Annotated in this window: 36 protein-coding genes and 2 pseudogenes; 29 read left to right on the forward strand and 9 right to left on the reverse strand. The window is 24.8% G+C overall.

Annotation, left to right across the window (positions count from 1 at the left end):
- Together AACK91_RS07465 and AACK91_RS07470 are read left to right on the forward strand one after the other, a co-directional pair.
- A complete protein-coding gene (locus AACK91_RS07465; protein ID WP_338965574.1) occupies positions 1–750 on the forward strand; it encodes an ABC transporter ATP-binding protein in 750 nt (249 codons plus the stop codon).
- Positions 751–1,108: 358 nt separating this feature from the next.
- Positions 1,109–2,707 carry an MATE family efflux transporter gene (locus AACK91_RS07470; protein ID WP_338965575.1) on the forward strand — a complete coding sequence of 533 codons (1,599 nt, stop codon included), beginning with the start codon at positions 1,109–1,111 and terminating at the stop codon, positions 2,705–2,707.
- A gap of 15 nt (positions 2,708–2,722) precedes the next feature.
- Here AACK91_RS07470 and AACK91_RS07475 read toward each other — a convergent pair whose 3' ends face one another.
- On the reverse strand, positions 2,723–3,850 hold the full coding sequence (locus AACK91_RS07475) for a GNAT family N-acetyltransferase (protein ID WP_338965576.1): 1,128 nt from the start codon (positions 3,848–3,850) through the stop codon (positions 2,723–2,725).
- Positions 3,851–4,340: 490 nt separating this feature from the next.
- Here AACK91_RS07475 and AACK91_RS07480 point away from each other — a divergent pair, with 490 nt between their 5' ends.
- From AACK91_RS07480 to AACK91_RS07540, 13 genes are all read left to right on the forward strand, one after another.
- Positions 4,341–4,895, forward strand: a complete 555-nt coding sequence (locus AACK91_RS07480) for a type II toxin-antitoxin system death-on-curing family toxin (protein ID WP_338965577.1) — start codon at positions 4,341–4,343, stop codon at positions 4,893–4,895.
- Between the two features lie 237 nt (positions 4,896–5,132).
- Complete coding sequence (locus tag AACK91_RS07485) at positions 5,133–5,288, forward strand: hypothetical protein (RefSeq protein WP_157944260.1); 156 nt, start codon at positions 5,133–5,135, stop codon at positions 5,286–5,288.
- 69 nt (positions 5,289–5,357) lie between these two features.
- On the forward strand, positions 5,358–5,648 hold the full coding sequence (locus AACK91_RS07490; RefSeq protein ID WP_338965580.1) for a hypothetical protein: 291 nt from the start codon (positions 5,358–5,360) through the stop codon (positions 5,646–5,648).
- Positions 5,648–5,890 (forward strand): hypothetical protein, encoded by a 243-nt coding sequence (locus AACK91_RS07495; RefSeq protein ID WP_338965581.1) that lies wholly within the window; start codon positions 5,648–5,650, stop codon positions 5,888–5,890. The genes AACK91_RS07490 and AACK91_RS07495 overlap by 1 nt, the downstream gene beginning before the upstream one ends.
- 194 nt (positions 5,891–6,084) lie before the next feature.
- Positions 6,085–6,756: a hypothetical protein gene (locus tag AACK91_RS07500; protein WP_338965582.1), complete on the forward strand. Its 672-nt coding sequence runs from the start codon at positions 6,085–6,087 to the stop codon at positions 6,754–6,756.
- A 186-nt stretch (positions 6,757–6,942) separates the two neighbouring features.
- Positions 6,943–7,422, forward strand: coding sequence for a hypothetical protein (locus tag AACK91_RS07505; protein WP_338965583.1), 480 nt, complete (start codon positions 6,943–6,945; stop codon positions 7,420–7,422).
- Between the two features lie 6 nt (positions 7,423–7,428).
- On the forward strand, positions 7,429–7,767 hold the full coding sequence (locus tag AACK91_RS07510; protein WP_338965584.1) for a hypothetical protein: 339 nt from the start codon (positions 7,429–7,431) through the stop codon (positions 7,765–7,767).
- Positions 7,768–7,824: 57 nt separating this feature from the next.
- Positions 7,825–8,235, forward strand: coding sequence for a hypothetical protein (locus tag AACK91_RS07515; RefSeq protein WP_338965585.1), 411 nt, complete (start codon positions 7,825–7,827; stop codon positions 8,233–8,235).
- A complete protein-coding gene (locus AACK91_RS07520) occupies positions 8,235–8,909 on the forward strand; it encodes a hypothetical protein (protein WP_338965586.1) in 675 nt (224 codons plus the stop codon). The genes AACK91_RS07515 and AACK91_RS07520 overlap by 1 nt, the downstream gene beginning before the upstream one ends.
- Positions 8,910–8,963: 54 nt before the next feature.
- Positions 8,964–9,281: a hypothetical protein gene (locus AACK91_RS07525; RefSeq protein ID WP_338965587.1), complete on the forward strand. Its 318-nt coding sequence runs from the start codon at positions 8,964–8,966 to the stop codon at positions 9,279–9,281.
- A 91-nt stretch (positions 9,282–9,372) separates the two neighbouring features.
- Complete coding sequence (locus AACK91_RS07530) at positions 9,373–10,053, forward strand: hypothetical protein (protein WP_338965588.1); 681 nt, start codon at positions 9,373–9,375, stop codon at positions 10,051–10,053.
- Entirely contained in the window at positions 10,054–11,016 is a 963-nt protein-coding gene (locus AACK91_RS07535) for an IS1/IS1595 family N-terminal zinc-binding domain-containing protein (protein ID WP_338963247.1), read from the forward strand. It abuts the gene before it with no gap.
- Between the two features lie 137 nt (positions 11,017–11,153).
- The gene (locus AACK91_RS07540) at positions 11,154–11,840 is read left to right on the forward strand and encodes a hypothetical protein (RefSeq protein WP_338965589.1); all 687 of its coding nucleotides are present in this window, start codon (positions 11,154–11,156) and stop codon (positions 11,838–11,840) included.
- A 116-nt stretch (positions 11,841–11,956) separates the two neighbouring features.
- Here AACK91_RS07540 and AACK91_RS07545 read toward each other — a convergent pair.
- A pseudogene (locus tag AACK91_RS07545) lies at positions 11,957–12,142 on the reverse strand (IS30 family transposase); the annotation flags it as partial.
- 801 nt (positions 12,143–12,943) lie between these two features.
- Between AACK91_RS07545 and AACK91_RS07550 the strand changes: the two are divergent.
- From AACK91_RS07550 to AACK91_RS07580, 7 genes are read left to right on the forward strand one after another with little or no spacing between them, the layout of a single operon-like run.
- Positions 12,944–13,102, forward strand: a complete 159-nt coding sequence (locus AACK91_RS07550; protein ID WP_338965591.1) for a hypothetical protein — start codon at positions 12,944–12,946, stop codon at positions 13,100–13,102.
- Between the two features lie 16 nt (positions 13,103–13,118).
- On the forward strand, positions 13,119–13,256 hold the full coding sequence (locus AACK91_RS07555) for a hypothetical protein (protein ID WP_338965593.1): 138 nt from the start codon (positions 13,119–13,121) through the stop codon (positions 13,254–13,256).
- Between the two features lie 3 nt (positions 13,257–13,259).
- Positions 13,260–13,946, forward strand: a complete 687-nt coding sequence (locus AACK91_RS07560) for a hypothetical protein (RefSeq protein ID WP_338965595.1) — start codon at positions 13,260–13,262, stop codon at positions 13,944–13,946.
- A gap of 1 nt (position 13,947) precedes the next feature.
- Positions 13,948–14,838: a recombinase RecT gene (locus AACK91_RS07565; protein ID WP_338965597.1), complete on the forward strand. Its 891-nt coding sequence runs from the start codon at positions 13,948–13,950 to the stop codon at positions 14,836–14,838.
- Positions 14,823–15,287, forward strand: a complete 465-nt coding sequence (locus tag AACK91_RS07570; protein ID WP_338963404.1) for a hypothetical protein — start codon at positions 14,823–14,825, stop codon at positions 15,285–15,287. The genes AACK91_RS07565 and AACK91_RS07570 overlap by 16 nt, the downstream gene beginning before the upstream one ends.
- Positions 15,288–15,291: 4 nt before the next feature.
- Positions 15,292–15,480 carry a hypothetical protein gene (locus tag AACK91_RS07575; protein WP_338963402.1) on the forward strand — a complete coding sequence of 63 codons (189 nt, stop codon included), beginning with the start codon at positions 15,292–15,294 and terminating at the stop codon, positions 15,478–15,480.
- Positions 15,473–15,682: a hypothetical protein gene (locus AACK91_RS07580; protein WP_338963231.1), complete on the forward strand. Its 210-nt coding sequence runs from the start codon at positions 15,473–15,475 to the stop codon at positions 15,680–15,682. The genes AACK91_RS07575 and AACK91_RS07580 overlap by 8 nt, the downstream gene beginning before the upstream one ends.
- A 19-nt stretch (positions 15,683–15,701) precedes the next feature.
- Here the strand turns inward: AACK91_RS07580 and AACK91_RS07585 are convergent, their stop codons facing one another.
- Both AACK91_RS07585 and AACK91_RS07590 read right to left on the reverse strand, forming a co-directional pair.
- Positions 15,702–16,040, reverse strand: coding sequence for a hypothetical protein (locus AACK91_RS07585; protein ID WP_338965599.1), 339 nt, complete (start codon positions 16,038–16,040; stop codon positions 15,702–15,704).
- A 73-nt stretch (positions 16,041–16,113) separates the two neighbouring features.
- On the reverse strand, positions 16,114–16,740 hold the full coding sequence (locus tag AACK91_RS07590; RefSeq protein ID WP_338964164.1) for a hypothetical protein: 627 nt from the start codon (positions 16,738–16,740) through the stop codon (positions 16,114–16,116).
- A gap of 225 nt (positions 16,741–16,965) precedes the next feature.
- Between AACK91_RS07590 and AACK91_RS07595 the strand changes: the two genes are divergently transcribed.
- From AACK91_RS07595 to AACK91_RS07610, 5 genes and pseudogenes are all read left to right on the forward strand, one after another.
- Positions 16,966–17,928 (forward strand): IS1/IS1595 family N-terminal zinc-binding domain-containing protein, encoded by a 963-nt coding sequence (locus AACK91_RS07595; protein ID WP_338963247.1) that lies wholly within the window; start codon positions 16,966–16,968, stop codon positions 17,926–17,928.
- Between the two features lie 289 nt (positions 17,929–18,217).
- Positions 18,218–18,601, forward strand: coding sequence for a hypothetical protein (locus tag AACK91_RS07600; protein ID WP_338965601.1), 384 nt, complete (start codon positions 18,218–18,220; stop codon positions 18,599–18,601).
- A 7-nt stretch (positions 18,602–18,608) separates the two neighbouring features.
- Positions 18,609–19,127, forward strand: coding sequence for a lipoprotein (locus AACK91_RS07605; protein ID WP_338965603.1), 519 nt, complete (start codon positions 18,609–18,611; stop codon positions 19,125–19,127).
- A gap of 400 nt (positions 19,128–19,527) precedes the next feature.
- Positions 19,528–19,674 (forward strand): annotated as a pseudogene (locus AACK91_RS11620) (transposase); the annotation flags it as partial.
- Between the two features lie 12 nt (positions 19,675–19,686).
- Positions 19,687–20,241 carry a DDE-type integrase/transposase/recombinase gene (locus tag AACK91_RS07610; RefSeq protein WP_338965605.1) on the forward strand — a complete coding sequence of 185 codons (555 nt, stop codon included), beginning with the start codon at positions 19,687–19,689 and terminating at the stop codon, positions 20,239–20,241.
- A gap of 55 nt (positions 20,242–20,296) precedes the next feature.
- Here AACK91_RS07610 and AACK91_RS07615 read toward each other — a convergent pair whose 3' ends face one another.
- From AACK91_RS07615 to AACK91_RS07625, 3 genes are all read right to left on the reverse strand, one after another.
- Complete coding sequence (locus AACK91_RS07615) at positions 20,297–20,815, reverse strand: lipoprotein (protein ID WP_338965603.1); 519 nt, start codon at positions 20,813–20,815, stop codon at positions 20,297–20,299.
- A gap of 7 nt (positions 20,816–20,822) precedes the next feature.
- Positions 20,823–21,206, reverse strand: a complete 384-nt coding sequence (locus tag AACK91_RS07620; RefSeq protein ID WP_338965601.1) for a hypothetical protein — start codon at positions 21,204–21,206, stop codon at positions 20,823–20,825.
- Between the two features lie 313 nt (positions 21,207–21,519).
- Complete coding sequence (locus AACK91_RS07625) at positions 21,520–22,482, reverse strand: IS1/IS1595 family N-terminal zinc-binding domain-containing protein (protein WP_338963247.1); 963 nt, start codon at positions 22,480–22,482, stop codon at positions 21,520–21,522.
- Positions 22,483–22,707: 225 nt separating this feature from the next.
- Between AACK91_RS07625 and AACK91_RS07630 the strand changes: the two genes are divergently transcribed.
- A complete protein-coding gene (locus tag AACK91_RS07630) occupies positions 22,708–23,334 on the forward strand; it encodes a hypothetical protein (RefSeq protein WP_338964164.1) in 627 nt (208 codons plus the stop codon).
- 73 nt (positions 23,335–23,407) lie between these two features.
- Positions 23,408–23,746, forward strand: a complete 339-nt coding sequence (locus AACK91_RS07635) for a hypothetical protein (protein ID WP_338965607.1) — start codon at positions 23,408–23,410, stop codon at positions 23,744–23,746.
- A 19-nt stretch (positions 23,747–23,765) separates the two neighbouring features.
- On the opposite strand, the gene AACK91_RS07640 is transcribed toward AACK91_RS07635, so the two are convergent.
- The gene (locus tag AACK91_RS07640) at positions 23,766–23,975 is read right to left on the reverse strand and encodes a hypothetical protein (RefSeq protein ID WP_338963231.1); all 210 of its coding nucleotides are present in this window, start codon (positions 23,973–23,975) and stop codon (positions 23,766–23,768) included.
- Positions 23,968–24,156, reverse strand: a complete 189-nt coding sequence (locus tag AACK91_RS07645) for a hypothetical protein (RefSeq protein ID WP_338963402.1) — start codon at positions 24,154–24,156, stop codon at positions 23,968–23,970. Before AACK91_RS07645 ends, AACK91_RS07640 begins: the two co-directional genes overlap by 8 nt.

Below are 24,156 nucleotides of genomic sequence, written 5' to 3' on the forward strand. Positions count from 1 at the left end.
ATGAAAACAAAGAAAAATGATTTTACACCAGATCCTAATTTAGCAATTGAAATTCATGGATTTACAAAAAAATTTAAAAAATTTGTTGCTGTTGATAATATTGATATGAAAATTGCAAAAGGGAAAATTCATGGTTTCATTGGTCCTAATGGTAGTGGTAAAACAACAACAATTAAATCGTTAGTTGGAGCAATTATTCCAACCGTTGGTAATTTTAGTATTGATGGTTTGAAAGCTAATTCACCCGCTGCAAAAAAAATTATTGTATATATTCCAGAAAATGCTCGTTTTCCAAAGCATTTAAATGTTTATCAGTACTTAGTTGAAATGAGTTATTTACGTGATATTCCTTTTAAAGATGCAAAAGTAAAGGTAAAGAAAATTTTAGAAAATTTAAATTTATGAAAATTCCGCAGTAAAAATCCGAATACTTTTTCATCAGGAATGAAGAAAAAAGTCTTATTAGCGCAAGCGTTAATTGCTGATCCAAAAGTATTAATTTTAGATGAACCTGCTGCTAATTTAGATCCAACAGCACGTCAAGAATTATTTAATGATTTAATTTATGTTAAAAACCAAGGTAAAACAATTTTAATCTGTTCACACATTTTAACAGAATTACAAGATCTTGCCCATGAAATTACCATTTTAAATTATGGAAAAGTTGTTTTTTCCGGAGCAGTTATTAATTCTAATCAAAATTATTATCAGTTTACAGTAATGGAACAACCAATGTTAAATGATTTTTAAGCAGTAATTAAAAAATTAGATATTCCAATTATTGAAAAATTAGAGGATTCTTTAATTTTACATTTAGAAAAAGATAGTGAGCAAATCAAACAAATTGCCCATCATACTTTTGAAAAAAAAGTAATTTTAATTACAATTAAACCATTTGTAACAAACATTACAGAAATTTATGATCTTGTTGTTTTTTCAGTTAATAAAAACTTTGGGAAAGCAAGTGCGTTAACTAATTAAAGATATCTTTAAAAAACCTTAATAAATTAATTTTTTTGAGCTATAATTTAAGAAGGATTATAAATATAGTTTTACAAATTACTTTACTTAGTAAGGTTTTTTTGCTTTTTAAATAGGGGGGATTAAGTTGTCGGAAGTTTTAACGGTTCGTGAGAAAAAATTACGGTTTGAACAGCCATGAAAAACAATTGCATACTTTTGTATTCCAACCGTTTTTTTAATGATCGTCCAAGGATTATATAATATTATTGACAAAAAATTAGCTTTAGCATTTGTTGCGCCTGATGCAATTTATGATCGGTTTTATATTGATGCTTATAATCAAATAACAGGAAGTGCTGTTTCAATTGTGCCATTAGCTGATATGCGGTCATATATTAATGTAGCAACACAATATGCTTCACAAACGTATAATTTACAATGATCATTTAGTATTATGATTGGAATGGGTTGTGCAATGAATTTTTCAATTGCCTATGGACAGCGCGACATTCCGAGAATGCGTCGGATTGCTGGAAATGGTTTTTCAACAACGGTGCTTTTTTCGATTATCATCGCGTTTGCAATTTTTTGTATTGTGTATCCCGGGTGAAATGCTGTTTTCATCACTTCGCAAATGGGGAAAAATTATAATCCAATTACTGAACGTTTATGTTGAGAATATTCTTTCCCAATGTTAGCAGCAGCGCCAATGATGTTTTTGAGTTATTATTTTATGTCATTGCTTCGTAGTGAAGGACGAATGAAATGAGTAACAATAATGATTTTAAGTTCAATTATTATTAATTCTGTTGCAGCAATTTTCTTTATGAAAGTTTGTCATTTGGGAATGTCTGGGGCAATGTTGGGGACAGTTTTTTCGTGAACAGTGCAAGTAATATGAGGATTAATTATTGTTTTTAAAACAAAAAATAGTTATTCAAAATTTTATTGAAGTGATTTATTTCACATTGAAGGGACAAATGTTGCTGATTTTAGTAAAGCGGGATTACCAAATTTTATTAACAATGCCGCTTTAGTTGTTACGTCATATGTTGCAACATCTCTAGTTGGTCAGTTACCAAATCAAGTCATTCATAATGGCGTCCCGGTTTTACAAGATCTTTATTCTTCCATTGTGCCATGAATGACATTAGTTTTATCTGCCGGAATTGGTGTCACCCAAGGAGCACGGAGTATTATTGCCTATAATTTTGTGGCGAAGAAAAACGCCCGGATTTGAGAAGTTTTAAAACGAGTTAGTTTATTAATCATTATTTGATTTAGTTTAATGTTAATTGTTTTCATTATGTTTGGAAAAGATATGATGATTTTGTTTGCTTTCTCACTAGAGTATGCGGCTCAATATCGTTGATGAATTGTTTTAAACTTTATGACATATCCATTTTGTTCATTAACTTACATTGCGTTAACATTATTCCAAGGAATTAATCGTTCAATTTTAGCAACTTTTACAAGTAGTTTACGTTCAATTGTTGTAATTTTACCTTTAATTGGAATTGGATATGGCGTTAGTCAAGCAACGGGTAATCCAATTTTCTATTATGTTTTTATCGGTTTAAATGATTTAATTTCTGCAGCAATTATTATTCCAATTTTAGTTTATTATTGAAAAAAATATCATACTAAATTGGTTGATGAACCAGATCCATATTTTAATGAATATCAAGAAGATTTACAATTAAAAAAAGGCTTAAAGTTAAGTCATAAAAAAAATAAGAATTAGGTAATTTCCTAATTCTTATTTTTTTGTTGTTTCATCATTAGTTTTCTCAACAAGGAGCACTCATTTATCCTTTGAAGAAAAACTATAACAATTCTGATGATAATTATTAATAACAAAATTATTTAACGGTGTTATTGCCATTAGATATTTTTGATCAAGAATTTCACTATTACATTTTTTACAAGTTAAATTATTAACCATATAGGTAATTGTTGTTTGCTGCATAGTTTGAAGATTCTTAATTTTACCTTTACTAATTTTTGTGGCAATTTGGCTTAAATCATTTCCTTTTGCTTTTGTGACATATTCGCTTAAATATAAATTAATTGGTCGAAACCCTAATTTGCGATAAACATTATATCCTTCTGGTGTGGCAATTAAACCAACTAAATCATAATCTTGATTATAAACACGGTTAATTAAATGATTCATCATTAGTTTTGCCAATCCTTGGCGGCGAAAATTTTGATGTGTTGAAATATCATCAATAATTGCGATGTCTTTTTCAAAATAAATATTTCCAGTTGCTGCGGGAAGATCATTTTTATATAATAAATCAATTTCAGCAACGTCTTTATCCTTGTTTAGTTTTAATAATGTTTTATAAAAGGCATAATCTCAACTTTTTGGTCCCATAGCACTTTCTAAAATTTTACTAAAATCAGTTAATCGTTTGTTATCATTAACTCGTCGAAACTTAATACTTTTATCAGTTTTTGTTTTATATTTTTTTCATTTGGTTAAATCAAGGACCATCCCCACTAAAATTTCATTTTGAACAAAACCTAATGATTCAAAAAAAGCTTGTTCTTTTTCATCAATTTTTTCACCAATGGTATATCATAAAAAATCTAAATCATTGTCAACATAGTCTTTTACTAACTCTTTAACACGTTCAGCATCTTCTTGGTAATCTAGTTGGGTACTAATAGCAATAGTATAAGTTTTATCAACATCATTGCTAATATCAGTCATATATATTTCGTTTTCAGTATCAATTAGTTCATTTCGGATTCGTTTATCTTGGAAAGGGTTAGTCATATAACGAACAAAATTTTGTGCTAATTTTGTTGCTTCATATTCCCCTTTAATCCGAAACATTCGTTTAATTTTCGGGTTCTGTCGATACTTTCTTCGTTTCATCTTTTCATCCACCTTAAATTACATATATTATATCGTGTTTTTATCAAACTTGCATTAAATTATTAGTTTTCATTAAAATTAATAGTACTTAGAGAATTAAAGATCATAACTAGCCTTATTTATTATAATTTAAATAAACTAGAAAATATTTTTGATGCGGGAAAGAATAAAATTAGAATGGAACTAAATATTAAGGATATAATAATATCAAAAAATAATGCAATCAATAATTAATAATACTAATTTCATTTAAATATTATAAGGACAAAAAACATTAATATTATGGGATTCTTTAGTAACCATAGTAATTTTAGAGAAACTTGTTACAAATAAGGAGGTAAATTAATTGATATAATACAGAGATAAGTACCGATGAAGTTATATTAGTGAAGCAGATGTATCGTTTTTTGATACTGCTTTTTGAAGAACACCTAATTTAATATGCAATAGTAAAGATGATAATGTTATATGTAAGAAATATTTACATTCTATGCATAAACTTTGAACTATAAAAAATGATGAAATTGAATTAATTCACGCTACTAGTAAAGGTGATCATAAAATAAAAGTAATTTTACAAGAAACAGTTTTAGATAAAAACTTTTCTGATTATTTAGTTAAGGTTATTAATGAGGCACATTTAATTGCGCAGGAGATAAAATTCGAAGGCAAATATGGTGAAGTTTCTCAAGGAGCAATAGAAGCAACCGTTGCCTTGTTAGTTCAAAAATGATCATATAACACAAATATAACAATTAAAAAAATGTCTGCAGATTTATTATTTGCCTTTGCTTGTCGACATAAATTTAAAAATGGCAATAAAAGAACGGCATTAGTATCTTGTGTATTATTTTTAAAATTTTGTGTATTATTTTTTAGAAATACAAACTATGATGAAACAGGATATATGGGTTATTGAGAACCATTTATGGAAAGGATAGTTGAAACTTGTTCAAATAATACATTTACTGAAGAAGAATCATTAGAATGTATAAAGATCGTAATTGACAGAAATGTAACTATATCACATACTAGATATAATTAAAAAAGATAGGAAATATGTTATGAAAAAAAAATAATAGGCAAATAGATTATAAAGTAATGGAATCTAAATTTAATGAATGAAAAGAAGATATAAAAGCTAATCCAGTTTTAATGGTAATAATAAAAATTAAGTTAAGAAATATTAAAAAATAAATATGTAAGGTACCATACACATTTAAGAATTTAGCATAATACCGCGTAAAAGCGGTTTTTTACGTTTAAGAAGGAGAAATGTGGTATGGAAAAAATTAACAGTATTATTAAACAAATAGAACAAGTAAAACAAATATGTGGTGATGATTTTAAAAAATGACCTAACAAAATGGCACATGAGACATTAAAAATGGTTTATGAAGAATTAAAAGAGGCAATTGATAATGGCAAAATATTGTAAAAAATGTCAATGTCCAGTAAATACGATTGATAGCGATTTATGTTTATTTTGTAAGGGAGGATACTAATAATGGCAAAAACAGTTATACAAATAAGCCAAGAGCAACAAATATATTTACAAGAAAGTTTAAGCAATAAAACATATAAAGATGTTTGTGATGAATTTATTGAATTATGTAAAAAATTAAGTTTAGATGATTATGAAAAAGGTAAATCAATGATGGAACATTTTAATAATTTTATCAATGCACAAATAGTAGGAAAACAAGAACTTTTAACTTGTCAACATTTTATTAATGCAAAAGGTAAAATTAGTGAATTACCTTGAAATAAAGAAATTCAAAATGAGAATATAAAATAATGACAATAAAAGAATTTAATTATAAATATAAAAATGGATATATAGTTAAAAAATTACCTAACTCAGAGAAATATTTATTCCTATATGTTATAGGCAATGACGATTGAGATTGAATTGCATGAATTACTGAAGATTATTTTAATTCTACAGGACATTTAATTGAACCTGAAGTAGTTAAAGACTTTATATCAATTAAATTAAAAGGAGAAAAAAATAAATTACAAACAATTATTGAATTATAAATTTACTAAAATAAAAAAGCTAGGAAAAAATTATGAAGAAACTATGAAAAAAAATAAAACAACTAAAAGAAATTAAAAAAATACATCAATATGCTGTTAAGTGAGCAGCAGATATTCCACATATTAAATTTAAAAAAAGTGCAACATAACTGTTGAAAAATTAATTATTTTTAATTAGAAAGGGGTTAGCTACAATGGAAAACATAAAAATTTGTGAATCTGGTTGCCATGATCGAAGTAGGAATTTTGCTAAAGACTTTGATTTTATAAAAGAGTTTAGCACTAATTCTGAAACTAAAGAAATTTATAAACCTTACAAGCAAAAAGATAAAAATAAAAATATATCTAATTATCGAATTCATAAAAGTTCTATGCAAAAATATAATAATTGTGGCCAAAAAATAATTAGTTACATTGTTAAAACTCCTGAGCGTTGAATTATTGTTCCTGGTTCTTTTGTTCATAAGGATAAATTTAAAGATGATTTTTTAATAGTTGGAATTGTTCCACAATTTATTTATTATACTCGAACAAATAGAGAAGCTGCACATAGAATTCCAAGTATTAAGAAAAAAGGATTTAATATTTTTGTTGATTTAATTGAATTAGAACAATATGATCATAAAACACAAATTGAGGCTAATAATCAATTAACAAAAATATGAAATAACAATCAAGAATGAATTAATAAGCGTATCGAAAATAATGAAAGAATAAAAAAACTTGCTGAAGTGCAAGAAAAACAATTAGCAAACCAACCTGTAACCTACCGTGGTGCAGAATATAAAATTAATGATAACCCTGACAGTAATAATGATCCTCCAACCATTGTTTTTGATAATGACGACAATATTTTATGAGATTAATGATAGGAGAGGGAATTTAATAGAAACATACGTCTATGTGTAAATTATAACACAATAGACTATTTTTGCGTAAATTGTTATTTTTGCTTTGGCAAAATATTCTGATATTCTTGTTCATATAAAATATACAAAAGAAATCACAGAAAGGTACACATAAAAGTCACGAATATTGATATGGAGGTTTTTATGAAACAACAAAGTTATTTTCCTATTTTCTCAGTTGGGATAGATCCAGCTGGAATTGGAACTACTGGTATTTTTATTAAGACAATTGGAACACGATTCCCCCACTATAAATATGTCCAAGTAAGGTGCAGTAATCCAACGGATTCAGCAAATGAAATTTTAACTATTATCAATAATTTTAAAAATAAACATCATGATTTATCTTTAAATGTGGTAGTAGTTGAGAATTTGCACATAGGTCCTGAAAAAATGCGTGAGGTGCGTGCAACCCGTGAGTTAATTGGAATTTTAAGATATGAATTGCAAAATAAAATGCAATTACATTACCCAGCTGATAAAAAAAAGGAAATGATTAAAAAAGAACTTAAAGAACGAACTACTAAAAATGAGCATTCAATTCATGCAAAAGCAATTTTAGAGGCACATTTTAGGGAAAAAGAATTTGGGGATATAAATGTGAAAAATACAATTGGGAGGTAATTGATTATGGCACAAAGAAAAATTGATAATAAGATGTTGCTATCAGTATTTGATGGCATTGTTGCAGTTTATAAAAAAGATTTATTAAAAGAAAAAATTAATGTTGTTGAAGTTGATGTGATGAGTATGCAAATTCGTTGAGGTTCCAGTTATGGCTGAATTAAAGAAACTATTTCAAAAAATATAACTCAGTTAAAGAAATTTGAAGTTAATGATGTAATTCACATTAAAGGCTCTTTAACTAATATTTTTAGTAGATATTATAAAAATAATTTGTTAGTTATTAATAATTTAATTGAAATTGATAAAGTAGGTAGGTTGGATCGTGCATATCATAAAAAATAAGTAAACCTTGACAAATTAAGAAAAATAGTGCATCTATATGTACCAGGAGGAATTATTATGGCCAATATAATTAAAAAATTAAAATTAGATGATAAAGGTAATCCAATTTTAAATGATAAAAAAGAATTTGAAATTGAAGAAGTTGATTTATACTCTTTAATGGCAGATGAAATAAAAAAACAAGTTAATGAACAAGGTGAAAAATTAGCAGAAGAAAAAGCTAAAGAAATACTCACTAAACAATTAGAAGATCAAACTACTAAAACGAAAACTGAAAAAGAAGATCGTCTTGCAGTTCTTGAAAAACAATTTGCAGAAATTCAACAAGGAATTAAAGGAAATCAAGGTGTAGGAGTTACTCAAGAAAATAAACAGTCTGATAACTTAAATGTTAATAATAATCAAGAATCAAATTCTTCAATGGGAATTGATTTACAATCATTCAAAATAGTGGGAGGTAGTGAATAATGGCAATTACATTAAATAATATTCAAACTTATTTTAAGGATAATTTTAAATTAAGTAATTTATATGGAAGATCTAAATATGCTGTTTTATTCCCTAATGAGTTGCAACAAGATGGTGGGGGATGAAAAGCCGAAGTTTACTTACCAATTATAAATGAATCAATAACACAAAAATATTGAGATCCTAATTTAGGTTTTACGGAAACTTATGTTACAGAAGACTTTAAAAAAGTACAATTAGATCAAAATTTTACTGTTTATAATCGAATTGCTAATCAAGATAAATTGGCATCAAATTGACCAGCTAATAAATTAACAATTACTGATTCACAAAAAGCTAAAATTTTAGATAAATATATTATTAAAGTTTTATGCACAAACGTAGCAAATAAAATTACAAGTCCAATTAAAATTACAAAAGATAATTTTGTAACTGAATTAAAACGTTTACAAGCATTTGTTTTAGAAAATGATATTCATTTAGAAGATTGTATTATTTTTATTGATCCTGAAGTCGTAAGTGCAATGATTAATGCTAAAATTCAATATTCAAAAGCAACAATTGAAGGAACTTTGGCAACAATTACTTCCGCATTAGGATTTAATTTTGTTGAGGCTCCAATTAAACAGTATGGTCATTTAATGGTACCAATTTCACCACAAGCAATGGCATAAGTTCTTGCTGTTGATGTGCCACTACAAGCGGGACAGTATACTCAAGGAAGATATTTGGGTCAGTTATTTATTGCCAATAATGAATTTTATCATGGTGAAGTTGTTCAAAATAAATTTTGATTTTCATATCCAGACCCCGATTATGTGCCACCATCATCAACAAGAGTAACAAGAAGTATTGAAAATGTTGAACAATTAGAAAATGCAAAAAGATTAGCCTTAGATTTAGTTCTTGAAGCTTATGATGGTGTCCCTTACACTAAAGAACGTAGTGAATATGTTAAAAAAATTAATGATGCAAATAAATTAGATGATGTATATAAAACTAAAGAAGAAGCATTTAAGTTTTTAGACACTAAAAATGCCTCGTAAGATTTTAGATCAAAACTTAATAACGTATAAAAAACGGATTGTTTATCAAACGCCTCAAAAAGCAAAATAATTTTGAGAACTATTATTAGCGATGATTGGTCTACAAGTATTAGCAACGGTTTTAGGGTTTTTAACTGCTGGAATTGGGGCAGGAATAATTGAGGGTTTAGGTGCATCTCAGTTGTTTATTACAACAGGAAAAGTTTTTATTAGTGGGGTTACGAATTTTTTAGTAATGGAAACAAATGATGTTATCAATAACAATGTGAGTTTAAAAAATACGTTATTAAATTTGGCTTTTTCATTTAATGATTTTGGTAAATTAGGACGAGGTTTAAAAGCTCAAAAAATTATTAAAATTGCTAATGAACAAGGAATTTTCAAGCAATTGAGGATTAGTGCTAAAGTTAAAAACTTTATGCAAATTAGAAATAAAGTTGCTTTATCCGAAATTATTACTAAAAATAAAGTTGTAATTCGTTTTAATAAAACTGTAACAGATGAACAATTACTGCAAACAATCGCTAGCATTGCTGATGCTGAATTACGAAAACAGTTAAAAAATCTTTCTGCTGATTCAATTCGCGATTTATTGGCACTTCAAAAAACGATTTATAAATTAAATCCTAGCTTAATTCCAAAATATACTAATTTAGATCTTAAAAAATATGATAGTTATTTACAAAAGTCGGCTTTAATTTTGTCGAAAACTCTTGATATTTATAAAATATACCTAAAATTAGGTATATTTTTAATATATAGAGGTAAATAAATGATGAAAAAAATAATTACAGAATTAATAAATAGCTTAACAGATGATCAATTTTTAGAATTTTATGAAAAAATAAAACAACAAGCAGACTTAATTAAAAAACAAAAACGTTTAAATGAAATTGATCAAAAATTTAGAGATAAAGGCATTATATGTCCTAATTGCAAATCTTTTCATTGTGTTAAAAATGGTCATAATTCCGAAGGAAAACAAAAATATTTATGTAAAAAATGTCGTGCTAGTTTTGATGCATTTCGTCATCATTTTACTTATTGAAGTCATTTAAATTATGAACAGTGAAATTTATTAATTCAAATTTCATTGTTAGGACAATCTAGTAAAATAATTTCTCGTTTTATTAAAACAACCCCAAAAACCGCTTGATATAATCGACAAAAATTAATGCAATCAAAACAATTAGAAAATACACAGTTAAAATTTAAAAAATTAAATGGTCAAATCCAAATGGATGAAACATTTATTAAAGAAATTCATAAAGGCAATTTTAAAGATAAATTTGATAAACGAAAAACTCATCTCGATCCATTTTCAACTGATACCAAATGCTGTATTCAAATGGCAGTTGATAGCAATAATAATATTTTTGTTCAATCCACCAATACCAAAAGATTACAAAAACAATGGATTATTGAAAATATGAATAAGCAACTAATTAAAGAAAAATCAATAATTATTTCTGATATGCAACCACTATATTTATTAGTAGCAAAACAAACAAATTCTACTCTATATTCCACCAAAACTAGTACAAACCCTGATACTAGTTATCAAAAGTTAAATAAGATTAGTAAATTACAATCCAGTCTTAAAGAAGCCTTAATTCATTATCATGGTTTGGGTTTCACTAATATTCAAAATTATTTAAAGCTCTGAAAATGAAAATACCAACACAAAGGTTTAACACCAAACCAACAATCAACGGTATTATATTTTAACGTTTAAAAAATTTAAAGCAAAATCATAATCTTACACAAAATTAGTTTTCAAATTGTCATATTGATGATTTTTTTTATTTCATCAAGAGTTTTCGACAAAATTAAAGAAAGTCGGCAGGTATTTCATTAAAAGATTTTGTTAGAATGAATTATTATGATTCGATTGCAATCATTACCGACTTAGCTACTAAAACAAAAATTGGAAATACTACCTTGATGAAGATTAATCAATATCGATTAGAAAATCAATTTTGAAATCAGCTTTATAAAAGATTTATTAAAGTTAAGGGAAAAGTTAATTCATCAATTAAAAAAGCAAATCCATTTTATTGAATTGAAAAAGCTTTAAATACTGTTTTTGAACCAATTAAGAAAAAAATAACCCAATTATCTGAAAAAGTTTCACAGACCATTACAAAAATTTTTAAAGTTGATCCAAAAAAATTATTGTATCAATCATTAATTTCATATCAGCCTGATTCATTTTTATTAGGTTTTAAGTTTGAACCTTTAGGAATTAGTGGAGAAGGAATTATTGAAATTCATAAAAAAGATTATATTTCTAAAAAAACAGGCATTGTTTCAAAATATCGTCCAATTAGAGCTTACACAACTTTACTTGAAGTTGAACAATTCGCTGTTTCACAACATCAAAACACTTTTTATCGTGAAAATTGACAATTAGGATTTGGTTATTCACAAAATGAGTTTCAATTATTATCTTTTTTAAGTCCAAAAATTGCTTCAATTTTTCAACAAAATATTAATTTTTTCAATTGGAATTATGTAAAATGAAGTGCAACAAATCTTATTAGTCAAATAATACAATAAAAATCATAAAAAATCAATTATAAATTTTTAAAAATCAAAATATTTATAGTTTTTATTTTATTTTAAGGAAAATTAAGCACACTAAAAAATAATTTATTAAATTACTTCAAATAAACCTATTTAAAATTATCTGAAAATACCTCTTTTGCTGTTTTTCAATTAAGAACAGGCCTTAATTTATCATTTATAACATTAACTACTCAATTTATTTTTTGTTGACTAACATTATTAAAATCAGTTCCCTTAGGAAATCATTGTCTAAGTTCAGAATTCATATATTGGCATCGTGTACGATGAAGCGGCAAAAAACAACTCTTGTTAGGGTTGTTTTTTTATTTGAAATAAAACAATCTTCCAAAGGAGGTAATAATAATTAAACAACAAAAAATATGTGATGTTAATGATTGTTATAAAACAATATCATTCATTACCGAAGAATTTTTATCAAATAAAGTTTTATGAACTTGTGAAAAACATAAATATTTATTGAATAAAGTAAAAGATAAAAAACAAAAGCAATTTTATCAAAAACTAGAAAATTCAAAAATTATTTTTGATGATAAAACTGGTTCTTTTAAACTTTGATTTTATAAAACAACTTAATGCAGGGTGGAACAGTTATTTTAAATAACTAAGTGTTTTTTTCCACATAGGCGGTCTAGCCCAGCGGTAATCAGTCCGTAAATAATAGACGCTTTAACAAGCGATAGTCGTGATAAGTGCGAGGTCAACATCAAACGACAATAAATATTGAGATGGCCACTTTATAAATAAATTTGCGATAGATATTACTTCTTAGAAGTGACGGCGGTTTAAAAACCACAAAGTCAGCATTGGGCTCTTCAAGGTGCAAGTGAATTTATTTTAAAAACTGAACGTTTTGACCTGAAATGGTGCGGATGAAGAGAGAGAATTCTCTGGCACTAACTTATAAAAACAACTTTCTATTATTAAACATTAAACAATAAAATATACGGCCACCGCTCACCCGCAGTGAAGCGGATGGTGTAGTAAATAAATACTTAATTATATAACTAACTCTCGCTTTGACACTTTCACTTGGGAGTGAGTGCCAGCGAGTTAAAAATAGGAGGAATTAAATTATGAATAAAAAATATTTATTAGTAATAAAAAGTAAATATGGTGATTTAAAAACAGAATTCTTTTATACATTAAAAGAAGCAAAAATTACCGCTAATGTTGAAAATCAACAAGAATGATTAACAACTATTATTGATTTAGAAGATAACGGTATTACATAACAAGGAGATAAATAATATGTGAAAAGATGAATATGGTAAAGTTTATACTGAAGAAGATTTATTTAATTTAGCACTAGAAGAATGTCATTCAGAAGAAAGTGCTTATGAATATATTGATAATTTAATTAATGAAATGGAATTAGAGGAAATTTAAGTAATGGCAGATTTAATTAAAAATATTACTTATCCGTTTTATTTAAAAGGAAATGATTTTAAAGAATTAAGTTTAAAAGCATTACCAATTAAAAAATTAATTGATGAAAATGGACAAGAATTAGCAGAATTTATATATCGACAACAAGCTTGATTAATAAATGGAGGATATAAATCACAATCACTAAAAGATTTAAAATTATTAGTTTCAAAAATTGATTATATTTTTAGAGAACCATTAGAATTAATAAAATCTTTTAAAGATGAATTAAATTTTATTAGAAAAGATATTTTGAATTTAGAAAATAATATTAAGAATAATCATGATTCTTTAAAAAATAATGTTATTAATATTCAATTTCAAAAACAAAATGAAATTATTGAAACTCATAAAAAAGAACAATTTTTAGAAATTAAAAGTGTAGCAAAACAAGAGCAAGAATTAAAAATTATTACTAGTAATTTTCGGAAAGAAAAATTATTAATTAAAGATATTGAGGTTATTGGTATTAATGATTATTTTTTACAAAATGCTGATAAATTAGAACTTATTAATCTTATTAAAAATTATTTAGTTGTTGATGAACAAATTGTTAAAAATGAAATTAAAGATCGGTGAGATAGTAATAAAGATATTAATTTAATTGGGTTTAAAGGTATTAATTTTAAAATAAATAAAGGAGAAAAATAATATGGCAAATATTGTTGAATTTTTAAGAACAGATAAAGCAACAGAATGAATAAAAAGTAATTTTTCAGATGAAAATGAAATTAGAAGATTTAAAAGTAATATAGTTGCAATATCAAATAGTAATGAATTATTACAAAAAGCAGATCCAAAAACAATTATGACTGCTTGTTATCAAGGTGTTTTATTAAATTTACCAATGGAAAAACAATTCGGGTATGCTTATGTAGTGCCATATAACACAAAAATAACAAGAATTATTAATGGTCGTGAAGTGCAAGAGTGAATTAATCAAGCACAATTTCAAATGGGTTATAAAGGTTATATACAATTAGCACAGCGTAGTGGTCAATATTTAGATATGTCAGTATCAGATGTTAGAGAAAATGAATTAGTAAATTATGATCGTTTAAAAGGTACTACTTTTAATTGAATTCAAAATGAAGATGAAAGAGAAAAATTACCAATTATAGGTTATGTATCATATTTTAAAATGGTTAATGGTTTTGAAAAAACTTTATATATGAAAAAAGAACAAATGGAAAATCATTTTATGAAATATTATAAAACTTATGCTAAAAATAAATCATTTTATATTGCTACTTTTGATGAAATGGCATTAAAAACAGTATTAACATCTTTATTAAGAAAATGAGGTATTATGTCTGTTGAATTACAACAAGCTTATAAATCAGATCAGGCAGTTATTACAACTAATGATGAAAAGATTTATATTGATAATGATAGCAATATAAGCATAAATAAGGGTCAAATTAGTAATGAAAATATATCAAGTGAAGAAGTGACAGATAATAATTTAGTTAAAGAAGAAGATATATCAAATGTAGTGCCAACAATTAATAATAACAACGATGAGGAATGAGCCACTTGATAAAAATAGGTATTGACCCATCAGGAACAGGTACTACTGCTATTGTTATTTATGAAGATAATAAATTAATTGAAAAATTAGAATTTACAAATAAAAATTGAAAAGAACAATATGAATTTATTAATGATAAATTGTTTGATTATGAAGAAAAAATTAATATTGAAGATTGTTTATATACATCTGCTAATGCAAGTAAAGATAGAGATGATTTATTAAGATTATTAGGAGCATTATCTGTTTATAAATATTTTATTAATTGAGTATCACCAAAAAATACTAAATCAGTTGTTAAAAATATGGAAAATTTAAGTAAATATAATGATAGTTGTATATGAAAATTTGATAAAGATACTAATTTAACTTATCAATATGGTAAAGGTTGATTTTATAATAATGAAAAAATAAGTAATCATTTACGAGATGCAATTATTATTGCTAATTATGAAAGTTAATATTATGAAACATTCATATAATCAAAAAACAGGAAAGTATTATTCTTGTCAAATTCGTAATGTTAATATTTACTTAAATAAAAATGAAGAAAAAGTTTGAAATGAATTTAATAACTTTACTTATTCGCAACGAATTGAATATCTTATTAACTTTTATATAACACATTATAAAGGAAATAAAGAATATGAATAATTATATTTTATGTTATCGATCTGAACAAGGTAATCGCCCTTGTAAAAACCCTCGTGGTGAATATATAATTGGGATTGATAAACAAGATGTAGATATTAATTCAACTGAATACTGAGAATATTATAAAAATAATTATGGAAAAAATAATTTAGTTATTTGTAAAGTTAAAAATTTAGACTTAATATTAGAAAATAAAAAATAACCAATTAAGGTTATTTTTTTTAAATACTATTTGTTAGTTTTTTAATAGCATCTTTTTGTGCTTGTTTTTTGTCATTTACTTTAACTTGTTTTTTAACATTTTTAATTTGACCTGTTTTTAATTCTAATTCTGTTGCATAATCAGGTCCTCGTAAATGTTTTTCGTGAGCAATAACAGCAGTTCTTAATTCTCTAATTTCTGCTTTATATTTTTTAATTTTTTTAGCACATAATCCAAGAATACCAAGACTACCCATTCCACCAGCACCCGCTAACACAAGTAAAGCAATTACTATTTCATTACTAATTTCCATTTCTTTATTTCCTTTCTTATCCTTACTCAAACAGTGGCCATCCATTCTTTCAGAACAAAATAATTTATAAATTAAACTATATAACCACCCAAAAATATCAACCGCCCCTATATATAGTTTATTTTAAATTTAATTCTTTGTTATTTTCTTCTTGTTTTTTAGTATATTCATCTTGCATATTTTTAAATATTTCTTCTGTTATACCATCCAAATTATTTCATTGTTTTGCTATTCTTGGTTGAATAACACGAGAATTAATTCGACAATCTAAGCAATGTCTTAAATGGTCTTTTTTTCATTTTGATTTATCAATTCAAATAATAATTAAAGAAATTATTAAAGTAATTAAAGGTAAAATTGTAAATACTAATCCCATTTTAGATATTTTTAATCGTGGAATATCAATTTTCATATCTACTTTGGGTTTACTACTAGCAACAAATATACCCTGAATTCCGTGTGTAAATAAAGGTGTTAATAAAATAGCAATTCCATTACCTCAATATTGACCATAATTATATCAATTAATATTATCTTTTATTGCATTGATCATGCCATATTCTAATCAACAATTTAATGCTAAAAATATCAATGTATAAAAACTAACTACTCAACTACGAATTTTATATTTTCTTTCTCATTCTCTAATATCTTTATGAGTTCAATTATAAGTCGGAATAGGGTCTTTTTTAAATCAATTTCAAGGTAAGGCACCTTTTAATCAAGTTGTTTTATCTTGTTTCATTATTAACTCACCAATTTTCTTTTAATTTTTAAATTACCTATTTTTATATTTTCAAAAGAACTAATAAGACCATTTGTGTCAATATACCAACCTGAAACACCTTTACTAGATGATACAACAATTCCACAACCAATATCAAAATCTTCTTTAATTTTGTCGAAAACTCTTGATATTTATAAAATATACCTAAAATTAGGTATATTTTTAATATATAGAGGTAAATAAATGATGAAAAAAATAATTACAGAATTAATAAATAGCTTAACAGATGATCAATTTTTAGAATTTTATGAAAAAATAAAACAACAAGCAGACTTAATTAAAAAACAAAAACGTTTAAATGAAATTGATCAAAAATTTAGAGATAAAGGCATTATATGTCCTAATTGCAAATCTTTTCATTGTGTTAAAAATGGTCATAATTCCGAAGGAAAACAAAAATATTTATGTAAAAAATGTCGTGCTAGTTTTGATGCATTTCGTCATCATTTTACTTATTGAAGTCATTTAAATTATGAACAGTGAAATTTATTAATTCAAATTTCATTGTTAGGACAATCTAGTAAAATAATTTCTCGTTTTATTAAAACAACCCCAAAAACCGCTTGATATAATCGACAAAAATTAATGCAATCAAAACAATTAGAAAATACACAGTTAAAATTTAAAAAATTAAATGGTCAAATCCAAATGGATGAAACATTTATTAAAGAAATTCATAAAGGCAATTTTAAAGATAAATTTGATAAACGAAAAACTCATCTCGATCCATTTTCAACTGATACCAAATGCTGTATTCAAATGGCGGTTGATAGCAATAATAATATTTTTGTTCAATCCACCAATACCAAAAGATTACAAAAACAATGGATTATTGAAAATATGAATAAGCAACTAATTAAAGAAAAATCAATAATTATTTCTGATATGCAACCACTATATTTATTAGTAGCAAAACAAACAAATTCTACTCTATATTCCACCAAAACTAGTACAAACCCTGATACTAGTTATCAAAAGTTAAATAAGATTAGTAAATTACAATCCAGTCTTAAAGAAGCCTTAATTCATTATCATGGTTTGGGTTTCACTAATATTCAAAATTATTTAAAGCTCTGAAAATGAAAATACCAACACAAAGGTTTAACACCAAACCAACAATCAACGGTATTATATTTTAACGTTTAAAAAATTTAAAGCAAAATCATAATCTTACACAAAATTAGTTTTCAAATTGTCATATTGATGATTTTTTTTATTTCATCAAGAGTTTTCGACAAAATTAAAGCAATACTTTTTATAAATAATAAATACTAAACTTAATGTATTTTGTTGCTAATTTAACCCTTAAAACGTGTCATAAGATTTATTTTTCAAGATAAAATTTTAAAATAATTTATAATTTTGCTTGTATATATATATATATATATATATAATTTTATAAGTTAATAAACATTAGAGAGGGTGGTTAATTAAAATGAAAAGATTATTAAGTATTTTATGTATAGTTAGTTTAAATGCAAGCGAATCAAACATTGTAATTGCTTGCGATGGAGGAAATATAAAACAAAAAATTAATTTAAATACAATAAATAAATTAACTGTAAATATTATTTATGAAAAAAATAAAAAACTATCTGATTTAAATACAAAAATTATTAATGCACAAGAATTTATAAATAAACCTTTAAATGAAGGTTATACTATTAATTATTATTCTAGTGAAGATTTAAGTAATAAAAATGATATTTCTGATTTTCCTCAAAGTGAAAACACTGCTATTTATGTTGTTATAATTGCTTCTAAAAATGATAAAAATTGAGAAGGACAAACTTCAAGATTAAAAGTAGTAATGAAATAAAAAATATATGAAAAGATTATTAAGTATTATTGGAGCAATATCATTATTAGTAGGAACCAATACAACCAGTTTAGTTGCTTGTAATAACATAGTAGAATACATACCCGATGAATTAGCAAAATTAAAAGCAGAAAACAAAATTAAAACAAACAACCAAGAAATTAGAGACAATTTAGAATGAATAGCACCACAAGAAAAACCATTTAATAACGTTGATAATAAATATTATTATGTTGTTTGGCGTGGTGATAAAAATGATAATTGAAGAATTGTTAATTTTAAAAATAACCAACAAGATAAATTAAAAAATAAAGATAAATATGATAAATATAAACTTGCACTAGTCCAAGATTTAGACTGGCATAGTATATTTGATTTAACTATTCAAAAAGGTAATTTAACATGAATATTTTGACATAATGATAATCAACATTTTAAATATGTTTATCGTTGAAATGGTGATGAAAAAAAATTACCCAATCTAGTTGTTTATAATGATGATAATGTAAAAGTTAAGGGAGAATAGAAAAAGAGATTATTAATAGACTGCACCCCAAAAAGTAAGTAAAATAAAAAAAGATTTTACTAAACTTTTATAGGAGGTGCATTTTTATATGGCAAGAAAAGGACAAAAATATAACAAATATACATCAGAATTTAGAACAAAAATTATTGAGGAAATTAAACAATCCTAAAGTACCTAAAATTTCTTTTGGCAAAAGAGATTTAGAATATTATAAAACAAGGTATGAATTGCTAAAAAAGCTCCATGACTTTTACAATTAAGCAAACTAAAAATCGTCTCTTTTATTAAACAAAATTGTCGTGAATATTCAATAAAATTATTATTAGAAGTAACGGGACTAAAGCATAGTTATTGAGATAAATATAAAAATTATGACAGTAGCAAAAAAGATAAAAAATCAATAAATGATATTGTAAAAGTCTATGAAGAAAATTTAAAACAATTTGGATATCGAAGAATTACTAAATACTTAAGGGAAGATTATGATATAAAATATAATTCAAAAAAAGTTTTAAGGATTATGCGCGATAATCAAATACAGCCCGAATATGTAAGAAAAATGAGAAAAAAAATAAAATATCAACAGAATAAAGAAAAAAGTTTATTGCAATATCCTGATTTAATTAATCGCAAATTCAATGATATAAAAACAAGATTATCAGTGCTATATACTGATGTAACATATTTAATTTGAAAAGGAGAAAGATATTATCAATCAACAATTATTGATGGATATACTAAAGAAATAGTTGATGTAAGGTGGTCTAAATATAATGACAATAAATTAGTAATAGATAATTTAAATGGTGCAATTAATAAAATAAAATTAATAAAAAAAGATCTGAGTGGAATAATAATTCACTCAGATCACGGATATCAACACACATCCACTGTTTATCGTGATAAATGTATATTTAACGGTATTATAATCTCAATGGGGAAAAATTACCATTGTGCAGATAATATTGTTATAGAAAGTTTTCACTCACTACTTAAGAAAGCTACAATACATAACAAAACATATAATTCGCATGAAGAATATATACAAGATGTTATAAAATGAAATACATGATATTCAAACCGCAAAGAAAAGGATATAATTAAAAGATATTAAGTACTTTTTATTAGTACTTACTAAAATGGGTGCAGTCTATTAATAATCTCTTTTTCTATTCTCCCTTAACTTTTACATTATCATCATTATAAACAACTAGATTGGGTAATTTTTTTTCATCACCATTTCAACGATAAACATATTTAAAATGTTGATTATCATTATGTCAAAATATTCATGTTAAATTACCTTTTTGAATAGTTAAATCAAATATACTATGCCAGTCTAAATCTTGGACTAGTGCAAGTTTATATTTATCATATTTATCTTTATTTTTTAATTTATCTTGTTGGTTATTTTTAAAATTAACAATTCTTCAATTATCATTTTTATCACCACGCCAAACAACATAATAATATTTATTATCAACGTTATTAAATGGTTTTTCTTGTGGTGCTATTCATTCTAAATTGTCTCTAATTTCTTGGTTGTTTGTTTTAATTTTGTTTTCTGCTTTTAATTTTGCTAATTCATCGGGTATGTATTCTACTATGTTATTACAAGCAACTAAACTGGTTGTATTGGTTCCTACTAATAATGATATTGCTCCAATAATACTTAATAATCTTTTCATATATTTTTTATTTCATTACTACTTTTAATCTTGAAGTTTGTCCTTCTCAATTTTTATCATTTTTAGAAGCAATTATAACAACATAAATAGCAGTGTTTTCACTTTGAGGAAAATCAGAAATATCATTTTTATTACTTAAATCTTCACTAGAATAATAATTAATAGTATAACCTTCATTTAAAGGTTTATTTATAAATTCTTGTGCATTAATAATTTTTGTATTTAAATCAGATAGTTTTTTATTTTTTTCATAAATAATATTTACAGTTAATTTATTTATTGTATTTAAATTAATTTTTTGTTTTATATTTCCTCCATCGCAAGCAATTACAATGTTTGATTCGCTTGCATTTAAACTAACTATACATAAAATACTTAATAATCTTTTCATTTTAATTAACCATCCTCTCTAATGTTTATTAACTTATAAAATTATATATATATATATATATATATATATATATATATATATATATATATACAAGCAAAATTATAAATTATTTTAAAATTTTATCTTGAAAAATAAATCTTATGACACGTTTTAAGGGTTAAATTAGCAACAAAATACATTAAGTTTAGTATTTATATTATTTATAAAAAGTATCTTTAATTTTGTCGAAAACTCTTGATGAAATAAAAAAAATCATCAATATGACAATTTGAAAACTAATTTTGTGTAAGATTATGATTTTGCTTTAAATTTTTTAAACGTTAAAATATAATACCGTTGATTGTTGGTTTGGTGTTAAACCTTTGTGTTGGTATTTTCATTTTCAGAGCTTTAAATAATTTTGAATATTAGTGAAACCCAAACCATGATAATGAATTAAGGCTTCTTTAAGACTGGATTGTAATTTACTAATCTTATTTAACTTTTGATAACTAGTATCAGGGTTTGTACTAGTTTTGGTGGAATATAGAGTAGAATTTGTTTGTTTTGCTACTAATAAATATAGTGGTTGCATATCAGAAATAATTATTGATTTTTCTTTAATTAGTTGCTTATTCATATTTTCAATAATCCATTGTTTTTGTAATCTTTTGGTATTGGTGGATTGAACAAAAATATTATTATTGCTATCAACTGCCATTTGAATACAGCATTTGGTATCAGTTGAAAATGGATCGAGATGAGTTTTTCGTTTATCAAATTTATCTTTAAAATTGCCTTTATGAATTTCTTTAATAAATGTTTCATCCATTTGGATTTGACCATTTAATTTTTTAAATTTTAACTGTGTATTTTCTAATTGTTTTGATTGCATTAATTTTTGTCGATTATATCAAGCGGTTTTTGGGGTTGTTTTAATAAAACGAGAAATTATTTTACTAGATTGTCCTAACAATGAAATTTGAATTAATAAATTTCACTGTTCATAATTTAAATGACTTCAATAAGTAAAATGATGACGAAATGCATCAAAACTAGCACGACATTTTTTACATAAATATTTTTGTTTTCCTTCGGAATTATGACCATTTTTAACACAATGAAAAGATTTGCAATTAGGACATATAATGCCTTTATCTCTAAATTTTTGATCAATTTCATTTAAACGTTTTTGTTTTTTAATTAAGTCTGCTTGTTGTTTTATTTTTTCATAAAATTCTAAAAATTGATCATCTGTTAAGCTATTTATTAATTCTGTAATTATTTTTTTCATCATTTATTTACCTCTATATATTAAAAATATACCTAATTTTAGGTATATTTTATAAATATCAAGAGTTTTCGACAAAATTAAAGAAGATTTTGATATTGGTTGTGGAATTGTTGTATCATCTAGTAAAGGTGTTTCAGGTTGGTATATTGACACAAATGGTCTTATTAGTTCTTTTGAAAATATAAAAATAGGTAATTTAAAAATTAAAAGAAAATTGGTGAGTTAATAATGAAACAAGATAAAACAACTTGATTAAAAGGTGCCTTACCTTGAAATTGATTTAAAAAAGACCCTATTCCGACTTATAATTGAACTCATAAAGATATTAGAGAATGAGAAAGAAAATATAAAATTCGTAGTTGAGTAGTTAGTTTTTATACATTGATATTTTTAGCATTAAATTGTTGATTAGAATATGGCATGATCAATGCAATAAAAGATAATATTAATTGATATAATTATGGTCAATATTGAGGTAATGGAATTGCTATTTTATTAACACCTTTATTTACACACGGAATTCAGGGTATATTTGTTGCTAGTAGTAAACCCAAAGTAGATATGAAAATTGATATTCCACGATTAAAAATATCTAAAATGGGATTAGTATTTACAATTTTACCTTTAATTACTTTAATAATTTCTTTAATTATTATTTGAATTGATAAATCAAAATGAAAAAAAGACCATTTAAGACATTGCTTAGATTGTCGAATTAATTCTCGTGTTATTCAACCAAGAATAGCAAAACAATGAAATAATTTGGATGGTATAACAGAAGAAATATTTAAAAATATGCAAGATGAATATACTAAAAAACAAGAAGAAAATAACAAAGAATTAAATTTAAAATAAACTATATATAGGGGCGGTTGATATTTTTGGGTGGTTATATAGTTTAATTTATAAATTATTTTGTTCTGAAAGAATGGATGGCCACTGTTTGAGTAAGGATAAGAAAGGAAATAAAGAAATGGAAATTAGTAATGAAATAGTAATTGCTTTACTTGTGTTAGCGGGTGCTGGTGGAATGGGTAGTCTTGGTATTCTTGGATTATGTGCTAAAAAAATTAAAAAATATAAAGCAGAAATTAGAGAATTAAGAACTGCTGTTATTGCTCACGAAAAACATTTACGAGGACCTGATTATGCAACAGAATTAGCATTAAAAACAGGTCAAATTAAAAATGTTAAAAAACAAGTTAAAGTAAATGACAAAAAACAAGCACAAAAAGATGCTATTAAAAAACTAACAAATAGTATTTAAAAAAAATAACCTTAATTGGTTATTTTTTATTTTCTAATATTAAGTCTAAATTTTTAACTTTACAAATAACTAAATTATTTTTTCCATAATTATTTTTATAATATTCTCAGTATTCAGTTGAATTAATATCTACATCTTGTTTATCAATCCCAATTATATATTCACCACGAGGGTTTTTACAAGGGCGATTACCTTGTTCAGATCGATAACATAAAATATAATTATTCATATTCTTTATTTCCTTTATAATGTGTTATATAAAAGTTAATAAGATATTCAATTCGTTGCGAATAAGTAAAGTTATTAAATTCATTTCAAACTTTTTCTTCATTTTTATTTAAGTAAATATTAACATTACGAATTTGACAAGAATAATACTTTCCTGTTTTTTGATTATATGAATGTTTCAT

Source organism: Spiroplasma endosymbiont of Sarcophaga carnaria (genome assembly GCF_964019595.1).
In the GTDB taxonomy this organism is placed as follows: Bacteria; Bacillota_I; Bacilli_A; order Mycoplasmatales; family Mycoplasmataceae; genus Spiroplasma; species Spiroplasma poulsonii.